This window comes from Nocardioides pakistanensis (assembly GCF_054781215.1).
In genome coordinates this window covers 29,655-45,583 of record NZ_BAAGUV010000070.1, presented here as the reverse complement: position 1 = coordinate 45,583, position 15,929 = coordinate 29,655, and the positions used below count along the sequence as shown (strand labels likewise).

Annotated in this window: 16 protein-coding genes and 4 tRNA genes; 6 read left to right on the top strand and 14 right to left on the bottom strand. The window is 68.5% G+C overall.

Features of this window, described 5'->3' with window-relative positions:
- Nucleotides 1-18: 18 nt before the first annotated feature.
- Nucleotides 19-90 (bottom strand) — tRNA-Val (locus ACYVIH_RS20300).
- A 46-nt stretch (nt 91-136) separates the two neighbouring features.
- Nucleotides 137-625: a PGPGW domain-containing protein gene (locus ACYVIH_RS20295; protein WP_460871356.1), complete on the bottom strand. Its 489-nt coding sequence runs from the start codon at nt 623-625 to the stop codon at nt 137-139.
- 235 nt (nt 626-860) lie between these two features.
- Here ACYVIH_RS20295 and ACYVIH_RS20290 point away from each other — a divergent pair, with 235 nt between their 5' ends.
- Complete coding sequence (locus tag ACYVIH_RS20290; protein ID WP_460871355.1) at nt 861-1,301, top strand: SsgA family sporulation/cell division regulator; 441 nt, start codon at nt 861-863, stop codon at nt 1,299-1,301.
- Between the two features lie 155 nt (nt 1,302-1,456).
- Here the strand turns inward: ACYVIH_RS20290 and ACYVIH_RS20285 are convergent, their stop codons facing one another.
- Nucleotides 1,457-2,278, bottom strand: coding sequence for an aminotransferase class IV (locus ACYVIH_RS20285; RefSeq protein ID WP_460871354.1), 822 nt, complete (start codon nt 2,276-2,278; stop codon nt 1,457-1,459).
- A 132-nt stretch (nt 2,279-2,410) separates the two neighbouring features.
- Here ACYVIH_RS20285 and ACYVIH_RS20280 point away from each other — a divergent pair.
- The 3 genes from ACYVIH_RS20280 (at nt 2,411) to ACYVIH_RS20270 (ending at nt 2,698) form a co-directional block, all read left to right on the top strand.
- Nucleotides 2,411-2,483: transfer RNA gene (locus ACYVIH_RS20280), tRNA-Gly, on the top strand.
- Nucleotides 2,484-2,510: 27 nt separating this feature from the next.
- Nucleotides 2,511-2,581, top strand: a tRNA-Cys gene (locus tag ACYVIH_RS20275).
- 42 nt (nt 2,582-2,623) lie between these two features.
- Nucleotides 2,624-2,698: transfer RNA gene (locus tag ACYVIH_RS20270), tRNA-Val, on the top strand.
- A 98-nt stretch (nt 2,699-2,796) separates the two neighbouring features.
- Here ACYVIH_RS20270 and ACYVIH_RS20265 read toward each other — a convergent pair.
- From ACYVIH_RS20265 to ACYVIH_RS20240, 6 genes are all read right to left on the bottom strand, one after another.
- Complete coding sequence (locus ACYVIH_RS20265) at nt 2,797-3,003, bottom strand: helix-turn-helix domain-containing protein (RefSeq protein WP_300464359.1); 207 nt, start codon at nt 3,001-3,003, stop codon at nt 2,797-2,799.
- 301 nt (nt 3,004-3,304) lie between these two features.
- Nucleotides 3,305-4,510 carry a PASTA domain-containing protein gene (locus ACYVIH_RS20260; protein ID WP_460871353.1) on the bottom strand — a complete coding sequence of 402 codons (1,206 nt, stop codon included), beginning with the start codon at nt 4,508-4,510 and terminating at the stop codon, nt 3,305-3,307.
- On the bottom strand, nt 4,507-5,016 hold the full coding sequence (locus tag ACYVIH_RS20255) for a SigE family RNA polymerase sigma factor (protein WP_460871352.1): 510 nt from the start codon (nt 5,014-5,016) through the stop codon (nt 4,507-4,509). Before ACYVIH_RS20255 ends, ACYVIH_RS20260 begins: the two co-directional genes overlap by 4 nt.
- A 207-nt stretch (nt 5,017-5,223) precedes the next feature.
- The gene (locus tag ACYVIH_RS20250; RefSeq protein WP_460871351.1) at nt 5,224-5,616 is read right to left on the bottom strand and encodes a hypothetical protein; all 393 of its coding nucleotides are present in this window, start codon (nt 5,614-5,616) and stop codon (nt 5,224-5,226) included.
- A 102-nt stretch (nt 5,617-5,718) separates the two neighbouring features.
- Nucleotides 5,719-6,687 carry a hypothetical protein gene (locus ACYVIH_RS20245; RefSeq protein ID WP_460871350.1) on the bottom strand — a complete coding sequence of 323 codons (969 nt, stop codon included), beginning with the start codon at nt 6,685-6,687 and terminating at the stop codon, nt 5,719-5,721.
- 47 nt (nt 6,688-6,734) lie between these two features.
- Nucleotides 6,735-7,526, bottom strand: a complete 792-nt coding sequence (locus ACYVIH_RS20240) for a maleylpyruvate isomerase N-terminal domain-containing protein (protein ID WP_460871349.1) — start codon at nt 7,524-7,526, stop codon at nt 6,735-6,737.
- A gap of 55 nt (nt 7,527-7,581) precedes the next feature.
- Between ACYVIH_RS20240 and mobF the strand changes: the two genes are divergently transcribed.
- Complete coding sequence (gene mobF, locus ACYVIH_RS20235) at nt 7,582-11,163, top strand: MobF family relaxase (protein ID WP_460871348.1); 3,582 nt, start codon at nt 7,582-7,584, stop codon at nt 11,161-11,163.
- A gap of 140 nt (nt 11,164-11,303) precedes the next feature.
- Here the strand turns inward: mobF and ACYVIH_RS20230 are convergent, their stop codons facing one another.
- Together ACYVIH_RS20230 and ACYVIH_RS20225 are read right to left on the bottom strand one after the other, a co-directional pair.
- Entirely contained in the window at nt 11,304-11,678 is a 375-nt protein-coding gene (locus ACYVIH_RS20230; RefSeq protein ID WP_460871347.1) for a nuclear transport factor 2 family protein, read from the bottom strand.
- Between the two features lie 83 nt (nt 11,679-11,761).
- Entirely contained in the window at nt 11,762-12,676 is a 915-nt protein-coding gene (locus tag ACYVIH_RS20225; RefSeq protein WP_460871346.1) for a hypothetical protein, read from the bottom strand.
- A 186-nt stretch (nt 12,677-12,862) separates the two neighbouring features.
- Here ACYVIH_RS20225 and ACYVIH_RS20220 point away from each other — a divergent pair, with 186 nt between their 5' ends.
- A complete protein-coding gene (locus ACYVIH_RS20220; RefSeq protein ID WP_460871345.1) occupies nt 12,863-13,513 on the top strand; it encodes a helix-turn-helix domain-containing protein in 651 nt (216 codons plus the stop codon).
- Between the two features lie 162 nt (nt 13,514-13,675).
- On the opposite strand, the gene ACYVIH_RS20215 is transcribed toward ACYVIH_RS20220, so the two are convergent.
- From ACYVIH_RS20215 to ACYVIH_RS20205, 3 genes are read right to left on the bottom strand one after another with little or no spacing between them, the layout of a single operon-like run.
- Nucleotides 13,676-14,011 (bottom strand): helix-turn-helix domain-containing protein, encoded by a 336-nt coding sequence (locus ACYVIH_RS20215; RefSeq protein WP_460871344.1) that lies wholly within the window; start codon nt 14,009-14,011, stop codon nt 13,676-13,678.
- Between the two features lie 53 nt (nt 14,012-14,064).
- On the bottom strand, nt 14,065-14,517 hold the full coding sequence (locus tag ACYVIH_RS20210; RefSeq protein WP_460871343.1) for a hypothetical protein: 453 nt from the start codon (nt 14,515-14,517) through the stop codon (nt 14,065-14,067).
- Nucleotides 14,514-15,686 (bottom strand): tyrosine-type recombinase/integrase, encoded by a 1,173-nt coding sequence (locus tag ACYVIH_RS20205; protein WP_460871342.1) that lies wholly within the window; start codon nt 15,684-15,686, stop codon nt 14,514-14,516. Before ACYVIH_RS20205 ends, ACYVIH_RS20210 begins: the two co-directional genes overlap by 4 nt.
- Between the last annotated feature and the right edge of the window lie 243 nt (nt 15,687-15,929).

Sequence of the window (15,929 nt, the reverse complement as noted above, 5' to 3'; positions counted from 1 at the left end):
CCGGCCATCTCGTCGCGGTGGGCGATACTGGGTTCGAACCAGTGACCTCTTCGGTGTGAACGAAGCGCGCTACCACTGCGCCAATCGCCCGTGCGGGTTGTTGCGCCGGAAAGGTTAGCGCATGAAGCCCGCCGACTCACATCCCGGGTAGCTCCGGCATCCAGCCGGCCATGCTCTGCACCCAGTCCCAGCCGTTCACCGCGAATCCCGGCCAGCCGTAGACCACCACGTAGGTCACCGTGGGCACCGCGACGGCGAGGAAGAGCAGCCCACTCCCGATCAGGCGGCGGCGTTTGACCTCCGGGTCCATCGCGTCGGCCTTCAGCCGGGCCTGGTGGGCCTTCTCCCGCGCCGCCACGAGCCAACGATCCGCCCACTCGTACTCGGTGGAGAGGATCGCCAGGCCGAGCGCGATCCCGACGATCCCGGGGCCGGGCGTCACCATCATCACCACGCCGGCGGCCACCACCAGGGTGCCGACCGTGGTGACGACCAGCTTCGTGGTCAGCGACAGCGCGGGGTTGGCGTGGAGCCTGCGGTGCAGGTGGCTGCGCGGCCGGTGCCGGCGGGCATGTGGACGGTCGTCGTCCTCGCCCGCCTCGGGCGAGGGAAATTCCGTCGACATCTTGTTCACGACACCTTCAGCGGGACGCAGGCGAAACCGATACCTTGACCAGTGGGGCAGAGCCTAGCCGCGTGGTTCAAACATTTTCCTGTGTTCTTTCCGGCCCAAATCCGGACAGATCCGTGCGGCCGGACAGCTCTCGCGAAAAAAAGTCGTCAGTTCAGGCGTGTTTCTGCGTCATGGGGAGAGCCTGACTACGTCTCATGAACGAACCATCTGGGAGGAAGGCGTTCACATGGACTACTCGATGAACACGGCACCGGTGATCGTGTCGCAATCGGTCACGCTGGAGCTGATCGACTCGACGGGGACTGCGACCCCGATCGAGGCCGAGCTCCAGTACGACCCGCGCGACCCGTACGCCGTGACCACGGTCTTCATCACCGGCCGCAGCCAGGTCCGCTGGACCTTCGGCCGGGACCTGCTCGCGTCGGGCCTCTACGAGCCCTCCGGGGACGGCGACGTCCACGTGTGGCCGTGCCTCGACGCCGACGGGCACGCGGTCGTGATCATCGAGCTGTGCTCCCCCGACGGGGAGGCGCTGATCCAGGCCCGGACCGGCGACCTGTCGGTCTTCGTCGACCGGATGACCAAGGCCGTCGCCCCCGGCAGCGAGTCGGAGTACCTCGACCTCGACGCCGCGATCAACGCGATCCTCCAGTCCGAGACTGCCTGAGTCGTCACCTCGGTCCGGCGTTGGGAGGCGCCGACCGTGCTGGACGACCCCGAGTCGTCCGGCCGACGCCAGGGCTGAGTGAGGCCGGTGCCCATCGACGCACCGGCCTCACTGCTGTCCGGAGTGCGTCCGTTTTGCCCACAAGGTCCTGATCGTTACGGCTCGGGAGTCTCGCGCTCCTTCGTCGCCCACACCGCCGCGACCTCGCGCGTCACCGGTCCGGGTGCCTGGAGCTCTCTCGCGTCGCAGCGGCGTACCGCCTGGACATCGCGGGTGGTGGATACCAGGAAGATCTCCTCGGCCCGCGCGAGTACGTCGATCGGCTCGTCGACCTCCCGAGCGCCGTACCACTCCAGCACCAGGGCGCGGCTGATGCCGGCCAGGCAGCCCGACGCCAGCGTGGGCGTGCGCACCTCGCCGTCGACGACATAGAAGACGTTCGACCCGGTCCCCTCACACAGGTTGCCGGCCGTGTTGGCGAAGATCGCCTCGGTCGCGCCCTGCTCCGCGGCGCGCGCCAGGGCGATGACGTTCTCGGCGTAGGAGGTCGTCTTGAGCCCGGCCAGGGCCCCGTGCTCGTTGCGGGTCCACGGCACGGTGACGACCGCCGTCGGCCCCGCCCACGGCTTCATCGTGTCCGCGACCACGACCAGGGTCGGTGGCTCGCTGCCGCGCCCGGACCCGAGCGGGGCCACCCCGCCGGTGTAGGTGATCCGGATCCGCCCCAGGGCCAGCTCCTGGTCGGCCAGCACGGCCGCCACCGCCCGTCGTACCTCGTCGAGGTCGACGGCGGGCAGTCCCAGCCCGCGGGCGGACACGGCCAGGCGGTCGAGGTGGCGGGTCAAGGCGAACGGCACGTTGTCGACCACCTTCACCGCCTCGAAGACACCGTCTCCCACCGTGAAACCGTGGTCGGTCACCGCGACGGCCGGCCCCGTCGGGTCGTCGAGAAGCTGTCCGTTCACCCAGGCACGCATGGCTCAGAGACTAGGCGTGAAGGCCCCATGAACACGCGTGGCAACCCCCGAATTTGTCATTCACCCTGCGTCGTATACAGTTCTGCTCGCACGAACGGCGCGGGCCGAAAGGTCCGGGTCGGAACGCTGCAGGCGGACGTAGCTCAGTTGGTAGAGCGCAACCTTGCCAAGGTTGAGGTCGCGAGTTCGAGCCTCGTCGTCCGCTCGGAGAAGGGTCGCAGGTCCCCTCCTTGGTGGAGTGGCCGAGAGGCGAGGCAACGGACTGCAAATCCGTCTACACGGGTTCAAATCCCGTCTCCACCTCGATTGCTCGAAGCTCCACCTTGTGGGACTTTGGGACATCACGGGCGATTGGCGCAGTGGTAGCGCGCTTCCTTGACACGGAAGAGGTCACTGGTTCAAACCCAGTATCGCCCACCAGATAACCGCAGGTCAGAGGCCCTTTCGAGGGTCTCTACTTGTTTTTGAGGAAAATACGAGGAACAGCCAGCGGGCCCTCCTGGGCACGCTGGGGACACTCACCCAGCCCGGCGCCACCCGCCAACCGGTCGGGCGTCGATGAACCTCTCGATCGAATCGAGCTTGATCCGCAGCGTCTTGCGCCCGAGCCGTACGGCTTCGAGGTGCCCGTCGGCGATGTAGCGGCGCACGGTCTTCGTCGAGACCGCGAGGATGTCGGCCGCGTCGGTCAGCGACACGAGCTTGCGGGTGATGGTGGCAGTCATGGCGTTCTCCTGGGTTGGTGGCGGCCCGCCTGGCCGCCCTCATCCCCCAAGGCCGCCGAGGGGCCGCGAGTGGCCAAGGCTGGCGCGATGTTCCGATCGCTCCTTGGCCGGGTCAGACCCCGTCCAACGGCGGCAACCGCCTCCGCCGCGTCCGCCTCCGCCGCGTCCGCCTCCGCCGCGTCCGCCTCCGCCGCGTCCGCCTCGGCCGCGTCCGTCACAGATTGAGGATGGTCTTGCGGTCAATCCGCGCGAGCGCGTCGCAGCACACGCTCGGAGGAGTGCATGTGTTCGGTCCTAAGGTTCAGGCGACGATGACAGTGACGGTGCCCAACGTAATCGGCGTCCCGTAGGCGGTGATGCTGATCGTCAGGGTGCTTGTGCCGCGTTCGACTGCCGTCCAGGACCGGCCGTAGTTCGGCCCTTCCTTCCAGTCGTCGAGGGTCAGCGCGGATCCGCTGACCTCGCCTCCGAGTGTGCCGATCCGCTTGCCATGGCCATATATCCAGATCGTTGCACCAAGGTCGATGCGGATTTCGGCGCCTGCGCGGATCTGCTCGTCACTCAAGCCCCGATAGTCCATGCTGTCGCCCGGGCCGACCGAGTTGACCTCTACGTGTACTTCGTCGGCGGGACCCCGAGGCTCCGCGATCTCGGTCATGCTGACGACGTCGCCTGGTTCGACCATGGTGCCTGGCCCAGGGCTGACTCCGAGTACGTATCCGGGCTTGAACCCTGGGCGAGGCTCTGTGATGACCTCGACCTGAAGTCCGGCGGCCTGGAGCTCAGCGCGGTAGTGCTCACCTGCGTCGTCGTCCTGGTGGTCCATGTTGGCGGGCCCGAAGCCGGGCACCGCCACCCTGTCGGGAACGATGTGGATCCAGGAGAGGATCTCCTCGACGCGTTGCTTCGTTGCCGCTTGGGCGCGGTAGGAGGCGTTCGCTGAGGGGACGAAGACGGTTCCGCTGCACTGCCTGACTCGATCGCCGTATGCAGTACAGGATGTTTCGTCACGCTGCGCAGCGACGCCGTCGATCTCGAAGTCCTCTGCCGGGCTGAACATGTTCCGGTTCACGCCCTGCTCGACCCAGACGTTGTCGAACACCTCTGGGCTGAGCCATCCACAGGTTTCGATGACCGTGACATCGACGACCACCGTCGGTTCGGTCGCCGTACCGCAGCGGAGCGCGTTGGTTGCCCAATCCTCCGGTACCGCAATGGCCGAGTGGCCGATGCCGACCAGCCGTGTCCCGGCTGGGATCGGCTCGGCTGGCTGCGTGTCGGCGGGCCCGTCGAGGCTGCCGCCCGACGGGTCAGACCCCTGGGCGGCCACGAGAGCGGTGCCGCCGATGACCGCGACAACGGCCGCCGCGGCCACCACTGCGCGCGTCGTGCTCCGTCGTCGGCGCAGACGGTCAGCCCGGACCAGCATCTCCGAGACGGGCGGAGCTCCGATCGAGATGCGCTCCGCGGAACGCTCCAGCAGGTTGGCAAGGTCGTGGTCGGTCATAGTGCGCCTCGAAGATCGGAGAGGTTGGGGTCGTCGGCGAGGGCTTTCAGCGCCCGGGACAGTCGGGACTTGACCGTCCCGGGAGCGACTCCGAGCACGGCCGCCATCTGCTGCTCGCTCAGGTGGGCGTAGTACCGCAGCACGACCGCTGCCCGCTGTTCCGGCGTCAGTCGCTGGAGCGAGCGAGAGATCGCGTCGGCGTCGTCGTACGTCGTGGTGCCGTCATCGTGGTGCAGGTCTGGGGTCTCGGCCACCGGGCGCTCCCTCGTCCAGTGACGCCGTCGCCCGGAGGTGAAGGTGTTGATGAGCACGCGGTGGACGTAGGCGTCCCTGTCGTCCGCCCTGCGCACCTTGGACCAGTTCACCAGGCAACGGGTCAACGCTGTTTGAACGACATCTTCGGCCTCGACCGGAGAGCATCCGAGAAGCACGGCAGACCGCACCAAGCGCGCCCATCGGGCTGCGACGTACTCGCTGAACTCGGCGTTGCTGCCGTCCTCGTCCACGCCACCATCCTCAGCCTTGTTGCAGCCCTGTGATCATCAGACGCGTCAGAACGAGGCCGCGGTTCCATCCCAAGGATTTCCTTGCCGACAGCCAGGCGCATCCCGCCCTGCACCGGCCGGGTTACACGAAAGCCCTGCTTCAACAACGAACCGTTCGCAGACCACGGATTCCGCGTACGGCGACGCACGCACACCGGCGCAGCAGCGTCAGGACTGGACGAGGTCGCCCGGCTGATGGCCGACGCGCGCGAGCAACTGCTCGCCGAGCGCGACGTCGTGGGGTAGCCGTCCCAACTCCAGGGCGTCCACCTCCACGCCTTGGCGCCGGAGGACCGCAGCAAGGGAGGCCCAGTGGTCTGCCTCCATATCCTCCTGCGAGTGCCCATCGAATGGCTCGTCCGGGCCGACGACCATGCGTGCCGTGTCCGCGATCTCCTCGACCGAGGTCACCGCCCAGATGTTGGGCGGGCCCGATGCGCTCCAGCCCCGGTCAGCCAGGAGCAACACACGGCCGCCGTTCGTAAGGACGGCCTCGTGGCGCGCCGATACCAACATCTGCCGCGGGTCAGCGACAGGGTCATCGACCTCGACGAAGGTCACCAAGCGAGCCACGTGAACCACGTGCGCATCCTCCCGCTCGTGTCGATAGTGCCCTAGATTCCGCTGCCGCTCAGGTGGTTGACCTGTACAGGAGTATTGCCCTCACCCGCGGTAGGTGGGCAGCGGCGGTTCGAAGGTGAACCGGGTGTATGGCGCCTCGGCGGTCTCGTCCCGCGGCCACTGGGCGGTCCCGGTGTAGTTCTTGCCGTCAAGGGTCACCTCCACGGTGTAGGTCACCGACGCGCCCGACAAGGTGTCCAACTCGGCGGGGGTGAGCTCACGGCCCTGGAAGGACACCGCTCCATCTCGCTCACAGCGTGACTCCTTCCGGCGCAGGGGGACGGTGACGGAGGTTCCGGCACGGTCGGTCACGGTCCATGACGCCGCGGCGCTCGCCGGCGTCCGCGCCAGGTCGGTGAGGTGCAGTTCGGGCCCGCCGTACGGCGCCACCCGCTTGCCGTCCTGATCGGTGAACAGCGAGCCGGTCGCACGGGGCTCGGGCATGGATCCATCGTCCGGCGTGGTCCAACGGACCGATGTCACGGCGTCCCCGCCTGCAGGTGCCCGCCCAAAGACGTCGACCCGCCATTCCCCACGCAGTCCGGCCGGGTCGACGCGGAAGATCCGGTCGGTCACCGGCGTGGCGCGCACGGTGATGCTGCGACCCCCACACTCGTCGTCGACCGGGTTGAAGCTCACCCAGTGGAACTTCCAGCCCGGATAGTCGAAGGCGAAGTACAGCGCGTCCGGGGAACCGACCGAGGGAATCGGGCCACCCAGACCCGGCCCACCGTCCCAGCAACCGTTGCCCAAACAGGCCGTCCATGGCTGCTCGTCGACGACCCGCCCTTCTTCGGTGAGGAAGTGGAAGATCTGATCCCCCCACTGGAAGTCGGAAGAGTCTCCGGCGGCTCCTAGCGCCAGGGCGTCGACCGCATCGCGTTCATTCGGCCGCAGTTGCTGCGACGATTCGGGCAACGAGGGCTTTGCGGAGTCCGGTCCACGCTGGTTGCCGCAGCCCGCAGCCAATGTCGTCAGTACGAGAAGGACCAGCAGCCGTCGCGTGCGCATGGTGCTGTGACGTCTAGTGACGCGTCGTGGTTCCCGATCAGCGATCCTCATCCGAACAGGGGTAGGCGGCCGGCGTCGGCACCAACGGCATCGACCTCATCCGCGGTGGGCGATTCGCGACCGGTCCCGATCAACGCGTAGCGGACCGCGTCTTCGATGGGTGCTGGTCGACCAAGGAGTCCATCTAGGACGCGGCGGGTCTCTGCGAGGCCTTCCTCGGAGGGCTCTCCGAGCCAAAGGTCCAGGTGGTGAACCGTGGCCTCGACGGCCAGCGTGCGAAACAGCGCGTCCACAGTGAGGACGTGGTCTTGAGTGGCAACGAGGTCATCACCTGCGCGTCCATGGCCCGCGACCAGCACGGCACTCGCTGTCTCGGCGTACAGGGCAGCGAGCGGCTCGAAGCTCGACCAGACGCTAGCCATGATCCTCGTCCCGCGAAGACCGGCTTCGGCACCGGCCTGCCCCGGCTGCCACGGCCGCCAGTACGACACAGAGTCAACGTCGGCCGGACCCGCCGCCGGTGTGTGTAGTGCGACAAGCGCCCGTTGAGCATCGCTCCACAGATGGTGGACGAGGTCACGCACCGTCCAGCCCGCGCACCGGGTGTTGCCCCAACCAGCGCGCTCGTTCAGGGGCGTGATCGCGACGAGCAGCGCCCGGTAGCTCGAGTCGAGCACCCGGTAGCCGTCCACTCGGGCCATGCTGCCACACACTCTCTTCCGCCCCTCTGCCTTGCATCTCGCCCATCGTCTTCTCGCCGCCCAGGTGCCCACCACATCCCACACCACCTTCGCTGCCGCCCACTCCTTCAATCCCCTACTGCCACACACCTCTTCCATCCGAGGTTCAAGCCTGGCCACTCGCCGCCGGCGCGCGGCCTTGAGGGGTGTGACGATGACGCTGCAGAAGTTGTCGGCCGGGTCGGGATATGAGTACCTGACCCGGCAGGTCGCCGCGCTCGACTCGACGGAGAAGGGCAGCATCCCGTTGGCCGACTACTACGCGGCGAAGGGCGAGGCGCCCGGCCGCTGGATCGGCTCGGGTCTCGGCGGCATCGACGGGTTGGCGATCAACGACGTCGTCACGGCTGAGCAGATGAAGCACCTGTTCGGCAGCGGCTGCGACCCGACCACCGGGCGACCACTCGGCGCGGCGTACAAGGTCTACGCCAACGAGACGGTCGATGCCTTCAATGCCAGGGTCGATGAGCTGTTGGCGCACTCGTCCATGCCGACGTCGGCCGAGTGGGCGATAGCGCGCTCGACCGCAGCGCGCGAGTTATTCGTCGCCAAGCACGGACGCGAACCGGCGACGGCCCAAGAGCTGTCGATGGCGCTGGCGAGGTACTCACGCCCGCGCCAGACCGCGGTCGCGGGGTTCGATCTGACGTTCAGCCCCGTCAAGTCGGTCTCCGCGCTCTGGGCCCTCGCCCCGCGCGAGGTCGCGGCGAAGATCGAGCAGGCCCACCAGGCGGCAATCGCGGACGCGATCGCCTACATCGAGGAGCACGCCCTGTTCACCCGCGAGGGCAAGGACGGCGCCCGCCAGGTTGAGAGCCGCGGACTCATCGCGGCCGCGTTCACCCACCGCGACTCCCGCGCGGGCGATCCGGACCTGCACACGCACGTAGCGGTCGCGAACAAGGTGCAGACTAAGCAGGGCAAGTGGCTCTCGATCTACGGGCGCGTGCTGCACCAACACGTGGTCGCCGCATCGGAGACCTACAACACCGCCCTGGAGCGTCACCTCGGCGAGGCAGTCGGGGTCCGGTTCGCCGAGCGGCCGGGTGCCGATCGCGAGAAGCGACCGATCCGCGAGATCGTCGGCGTCGATCGCGAGCTCTGCGAGGCGTGGTCGCGCCGGCGAGCCGACATCGTGGCCCGGCAGCGCGAACTGACCCGTGACTTCCGCAAAGCTCACGGCCGAACGCCGGCGCCGGTCGAGGCCGTTGCGCTGGCCCAGCAGGCCAACCTGGAGACCCGCGAGGCCAAGCACGAGCCGCGATCGCTGGCCGACCAGCGGACGACCTGGCGGAGCCAGGCCGACGACGTCCTCGGATCGCCGGACACTGTCGACCAGATGGTGCAGGCCGCGCTCCACCCGACCGGTGTGCCCGCACCGGCCAACATCTCGACGTGGTGGGTCCGGGAGCTGGCCGAGCGCGTGCTCGGCGAACTGGAGACGCGCCGGGCGACCTGGCAGTCATGGCACGTGCACGCCGAAGTCCATCGCCAGATCCGCGACGCCGGGCTCCTCGCCGAGCTGGTCGATGAGGCCGTCGGCTGGGTCGTCGACGAGGTCAAGGCACTGTCGGTCAACCTCACCCCGGACCGCGACCCGATCGGCGAACCAGCCGGCCTGTGTCGCTCGGACGGGACGAGCGTCTACCGCCACACCGGCCGCGACCACTTCACCACCACCCGCGTGCTTGATGCGGAGGCGCGCATCGTCGCGGCCGCTGCGAGCAGCGGCGCGTCGGCGTGGTCGACCGAGGACGTCGAGCTGGCCATCCTGGCCGCCCGCGTCGAGGGCATCGAGCTCAACGCCGGCCAGGAGCAGTTGGTCCGCGCGATGGCCACCAGCGGCCGCCGGGTACAGCTCGCGCTCGCACCGGCCGGGGCCGGCAAGACGACCGCGATGCGGGTGCTCGCCGGCGTGTGGACCGAGGCCGGAGCCGACGTGCTCGGACTCGCCCCGTCGGCGGCCGCCGCGGCCGCGCTCCGCGACGCCACCGGCATGCCGTGCGAGACGCTCGCCAAGCTCGTCCACGACCTCGACACGGAGCCCGGTTCGCCGCTCGCACCGGCGATTCGACGGGGGACCTTGCTCGTCGTTGACGAGGCCGGAATGGCCGACACCATCACCCTGGACCGGGTCATCGGCTTCGCGGTCGAGCGCGGTGCCATCGTGCGGCTGATCGGCGACGATCAGCAGCTCGCCGCAATCGGCGCGGGCGGTGTCCTGCGCGACCTCGCCCGCGCGCACGGCGCGGTGCGACTCGACGAGGTCGTGAGGTTCGATGACCCGGTCGAGGCCGAGGCGTCCCTGGCGCTCCGGGACGGCGAGCGGGCCGCGCTGGGCTACTACCTCGACCACGACCGCGTTCACGTCGGCGACCAGCAGGCCGTCGTCGACGAGGTCTTCGACGCGTGGCGACGCGAGCAGAATGCCGGTCGCGACTGCTTGATGCTGGCGCCGACCCACGAGCTCGTGCAGCAGCTCAACGAACGAGCCCGCACGGCCCGGCTCGCCGAGACCTCGGCTCACGACGAGTCTCTGCTCCGGGACGGCACGCACGCGTCGGTCGGCGACGTCGTCCTCACCCGACACAACGACCGCCGACTCGGCGTGAGCAGCTCGGACTGGGTCAAGAACGGCGACCGCTGGACCGTCACTCGCGTCCACGACGGCACCCTGACCGTGCGACACCGCGACTCCGGGCTCACCACCGTGCTGCCGGCCGAGTACGTCGCGGCCCACGTCGAGCTCGGGTACGCCTCCACCGTCCACACCGCCCAGGGCCTGACCGCCGACGTCATGCACGGCGTCGTGACCGGCGAAGAGACCCGGCAGCTGCTCTACACGATGCTGACCCGCGGCAGCGCCGAGAACCACGTCCACGTCATCACCGACGAGCTGACCGACGACCGCGAGTTCGAACTGCCGGGCATCACGGAACAGCTCACCGCCACCGAGATCCTCGAGCGCGCCCTCGCTCGCGACGGCGCTGCCGTCTCGGCGACTTCCATCCGCGAACGGGCCGTCACGCCAGAGACTCGCCTCCACGACGCCGCAACGCGGTACGCCGACACCGTGAGCCTCGCAACCCGCACGGTGCTCGGCGCGTCGGCTGAGGAGCCGGTCGGGTCCGGCCCGCTCCCGTGGCTTCCCGACGTCCCTGTCGAGGTAGCCGGGCACCCGTCGTGGGGGCCCTACCTCGCCGCGCGAGGACGTTTGGTGGGCACCCTTGCCTCCGAAGTCCGCGACCGAGCAGAGCAGACCCTGCCGGCCTGGCTCGACGACTACGCCGACGTCCTCACCTCGAGGCTGCGCGCGGACATCGCTGTTTGGCGGGCCGCCCAAGGCATCCCACCAGACGAACGCACCATCGCCGGTCCCGCGCCCGACGACGACCGCGCCGCGTCGTACCGCCGAAGGCTCATCCGCACCGTCAACGGCCGCTACGACGACGCCGTCCGCGTGTGGGAACGTCGAGTCGTTGCCTACGTCGGCCGCGCCGACGAGCACACCCTCACACTGGCGCGCCAGCTCGACCGGCTCAAGCGTCAGGGCCGGGACCCAGAGCCTTTGCTGATGAGGGCGAGTATCAGGCCGCTGCCGTCCGAACACCCGACCGCGGCGCTGGCGTATCGGATCAGCAAGCAGCTCGCTCCCAAACGGCCACCCCACGAGGCACCCGCTGTCGACCACCACCGCCAGGCGCCTTCACAGCAAGCGCCGGGCATCGGGATGTGAGCGCCACGTCCCCGGTGTGAGCCCGATGAGCGTTGACCGGGGTGCCATTGGGGTCCTGATGTCGATCGGCTGCTCCAGATCGGAGGACGGCCTGGTCCACTACCTGCGCCTGAACGCCCCGACAGCGGCATGGTGGGACGTCAGGAACAGCGTGGTCCCGCGTGGCCCGCCAGGCATCTCCAGTCGCCTTCCTGGCGGACCCAGACCTGCGTCATCGGCATCCGGAAGGTCTCGAGTTCATCGCCCTCTCCCAGCACCGCATCGCTCACCTCGGCGTGGAGGACGGCGGTGTCGTTGACAACGACGACTTCGACGCCACTCAGCCGTTGCGAACGCCAGACCGTGCGCCCCTCGGTGTTTCGACGTACGTAGTCGGACCGGCTGTAGGACTCCCCCGTATGTGACGTCCACCTGAAGCCCTCGTGCAGGAGCCCCGCGAGTCGCTCGGCATCGCCTGCCGCGAGGGCCGAAGCCCGATCCTCAGCAGCCGCAATCACCTGCTGCTCTGCGTTCATACGCGCCAGCCTGACACGAGACACCGACCCTGTCTCGGCGCCCGCTCGACAGGCGGCAGATCCCCTCACAACAACGTGCTCGATCACGCGGACTCGTCGACCTCCCGGTCGCGGGCGTTGGCGTAGACCTCGATGTGCTGCCACAGGTACTCCTCGAGGACTTCGTCGAGGCTCATCGGCGGCAGGTCGTGCGCGGCGACGAAGTGTCGCAGGTCGTTGACGAGTCGTTCTTCGTTCGCGTATCGACCGAGCCGGTCCATGAGCATCGACGCGCGGCGTCGTACCGAACGCGCCGACTGGGGGCTATACCGGGAGACGAACTCGACGACGACCGGCGAGGTGAGCCCAGCACGCCCCCTCCGTGCCGGGGCGGAGTGATCGGCTGCCGCGTCGGCGAGCTGCTGCAACAGCGAGGCGTCCGGCAGGCTCAACACCCCACCCAGCAGGGCGTGCTGGACGAGATGGCTCGACTCGAACACCGCGTCCGAGCGAAGTTCGGGAAGACCGGCGAGGAGATCGAGGTCCTCAGCGTTGTCACACAGCGTGGTGCTTGCCCAGGTGCGATCGCGTCGCTGCGCGGCCTCGGTGCGCCCGAGCTCGGCGAGCAGGGACCGTCGTACGGCGCGGAGGATGTTCGCGGCCACGCATCGCTGCGACGGCACGGTCCGGATCTGCAGCCAGAGCTCGCCGGCCGTCAGCGCGTCGATGTCCGGCGAGAGGTCCCGCAGGCTGTCGGCCAGGCGCGTCACGCCCGGCAGCAGCAGCCACGCCAGAACCACTGCCGCCTCGGCGTGGTCCTGAGCCAACTGGGACAGACGGGCGAGCAGATCCTCCTTGGTCGCGGTCGAAACGCGACGCGTCCAGTCGGGTAGGTCGAGCAGGTCGTCAACGACCGCCAGGTCCGGCTCCTGATGGCACCAGCGCTGCCACGCCACGCCCGCGGCCGCCATCGCCGGACCGTCGACGTCGTCGAGGCCGAGACACTTCGCGACGCTCATGGTGATCACCCCTTTCCATGCCAGGGCGGACCCCTGTCACGAGGTAGGTGTGCAAGGCATGTCCGGATTTGGCATGGACACCCCGTACGACCTGGCCGCGACTGTCCGCCCGCTGTCGCATCTGCCCAGGTGAGGCGCCAAAGCGAACGATCTGGCCGAGCAGATCCGATCCGATATCCTCGGAGCGTGTCCGGCAGCTCCCTGCTCACGTACGCCCGCCGCGCAGCCGGGCTGACCCAGGACGCCCTCGCCCGCCTCGCCGGCACGTCGCAGCCCACCCTGTCGGCGTACGAGCGCGGCACGAAGTCACCCTCGCTGGCCGTCGCCGAGCGGATCGTCGAAGCAACCGGTCACCGACTGGAGATCGTGCCGAACCTGGAGTTCGTGGAAGTTCCCGGCCAGCACGGACTTCACCCGTTCTGGCTCGCCAACCAGCTGTGGCGACTCGATCCCGAACGCGCCTTCAGCACGGTCCTGCTTCCAGGGCCCGACCACCACTGGCCAGCACCGCGGCGGCCGTACTACCTCCGCGACCGCACCGACCGGGCCCGCGCCTACGAGCTGATCCTCCGGGAGGGCCGCCCGCGCGACCTGCTCGACTACATCGACGGCGTGCTGCTCGTCGACATCTGGAAGGAGCTCGACCTGCCCGACCCCATCCGCCGCGCCTGGCAGCCGCTCATCCGCAACGCCCTGCCGACGCGCCGCCGGCCGCCGCGAGCGACCGACTCAGGTGGTGACCGCACACCCGGGGCGCTCATCCGACTCCGACCCAGCCAGCGGGCCCAGTACCTGCGGTCGGGGCAGGACGTGTCTGACGATCAGCCCGGCAGTTGAGCCGCGGCCATGTTCAGTGCTCGAGTGACGGCACCCCTCGGCACGAGACTCGCTGGGTCGGAGTCTCACACCGACATCATCGTGGACGGCATGTGCGCTCAGCGCTCCGCCTTCAGGCGCGAATCGCCGCTGACGACCTCGCGGCCAACGGCGCACGCTGGCTCAGCCGGCGACAGGGACGCGCAGGCTGATCGACTCAGCCGGCGTCGTGCCGGGCTCGGCGAGCACGAACTGGATCTCGACTCCCAACGCGTCCGTAAGCTTGAGAAGCGTCTGGGTGGTCGGCGCAACCTGGCCACGCTCGATCCGACTGATATCAGCCTGCGTCACACCGGAGAGCTCCGCCAGGTCTGATTGGCGAAGGCCGCGAGCCTTGCGTGCGCCGAAAATGACTGAGCCGAAAGCTGCGGCCTGATCGAATGCGCGCATCAGATCGCGCTGGGCCGGACTCATCGTCGCCTCGCGCTCACGGGCGTACTCGGCGAACGTCTTCGCCATCACCATCTCCTCTCGACCCCCAAAATCATATGTCTGATACCACATACGGGCAACTACTTCTTCTTGGCTCGCTTCGCTTCTGCCACCCTCCACCTGGCCAATCGCTTGCGGGCCTCTTGAATCTCCTTGCCCTGCTGTCTCGGACTGTCGTCGCTGCCCTTGTCGTAGCCGTGAACAAGGAGCACGACCTTGTTGCCGTGGAAGTGCACGAAGAGCCGGAGCAGGATCTTCTTCTGGGTCGGCAGCCCCTCAGCCGGCTCGTGGCCAGCGAGCCCTTCGATCGTGGAGGCGTCGTGTCGCACGCGGAACTCGTGCAGGCCGTCTCCTAGCGCCTTCAACCAAGGCGTCGAGGCCAAGCCGATGCCATGGACCTCAAGAAAGCGAATGATGCCAGCGCGGAGCGCCATGAACTCCGCGTCCGTCAGCGAGCCCATCCACATCTCGACCGGACGACGGCCGGCGTCGTCCTCGTAAAACTCGGTGATCCAAGTCGTACGCTCGCTCACCGCTCCACCTTCACATCTGCGTCCGACACCAACGCCGACAGCCGCTTCGCGATCTCGGCATCGCGATCGGCGGCGGCGTGCTGGTAGCGCATGGCCGCACCTGGCGTGGAGTGACCGAGGCGCCCCATGAGCTCGGCGAGGGTCGCGCCGGTCTGGGCGGCGAGGACGGCCCCGGTGTGACGCAGGTCGTGCCAGCGGAGGTCTGGCCGTCCGGCGGCCTCCCGTGCCGGGTAGTAGACCTTGTACAGCGTGGACGGCGCCATGTGGGCGTTGCTGTCGGCGGCGGCCGGGAACAGCAGTGCATCCTTGCCAGACGCGGTGTGCCGGGAAAGGTGGTCTTTGACCAGCGGCACCAGGTGCGGTGGGATCGCGACGTCACGACTGCCCGCGTCGGACTTGGGCGGGCCGACGATGAACTCGCCGTCGACGCGCACCACTCCTCTGCGGATCTTCACCCGGTTGGTCCGCAGGTCGATGTCGCCGCGGCGCAGCTCGGTGAGCTCGCCGAAGCGCATCGCGCACCAGGCCGCGAGCAGCGCCATCAGCTGGTAGCGGTCGGGCAGCTCGGCGACGATCGTCTCCAGCTCGGCGAGGGTCGCTGGCTGCACCTGATGCGCGCGCTTGGTGCTGCCGGCACCCCGGATGTGAGCAGGGTTGTACGGGATGAACGGGGTCGGCCGCTCGGAGGCCGCGCTCGCGAAGATGGTGCGCAGCAGGCTGTAGGACTGCGCCCTGATCGTCTCCCGCCCCGGCGCGAGGTCATCGTACCAGGCGTTGACGTCCTCGTTGGTGATCCGGTCTATTCGTTGATCGCCGAGGGCCGGGAGGATGAACTTGTCGAGCAGCATGCGGTACTGCCGACGGGTCGTGGGCCGCAGCTCGCGGCCCTTGGTCTTGCGGTTTTCCAGCCAGAGGTCGGCGTAGGACCGGAAGGTCGGCGACTCCCGTCGCCTCGCGCCACGGCTCGCGACGTCGGGCGCCCAGACCTCCATCTGGATCTCGGCACGTCGGGCGGACAGCCAGGCGATGGCGTCGTCCTTGGCGTCGAAGGTCGTGGAGGCTCGGTAGAGCTGGCCGTCCGGACCGGTGTAGCCGGCCCGGTAGTTGCCCGACGGCAGCCGCTCGACCCGGCCGAAACTGCGCCGGGCCCGCTGCTGCTTCGGAGCCATCTTGTGTCCTCCCAGTATCGCCTTTCGTGGAACATACGAGGAATAGCGCGGTCAACACCTGTCCTGATGTGACTCAATCTGTCCTGCCTCGAAATGCCCTCTGACCTGGGAGTTTACCGCGAATCTGGACGTCGGCGGGCCAGTCGTGGTAGCCCGCTTCTCAACACTTCAAACCCAGTATCGCCCACCAGCACGGTGATCGAACTTCACCTGATCCGCAGGTCAGAGGCCCTTTCGGGGGCC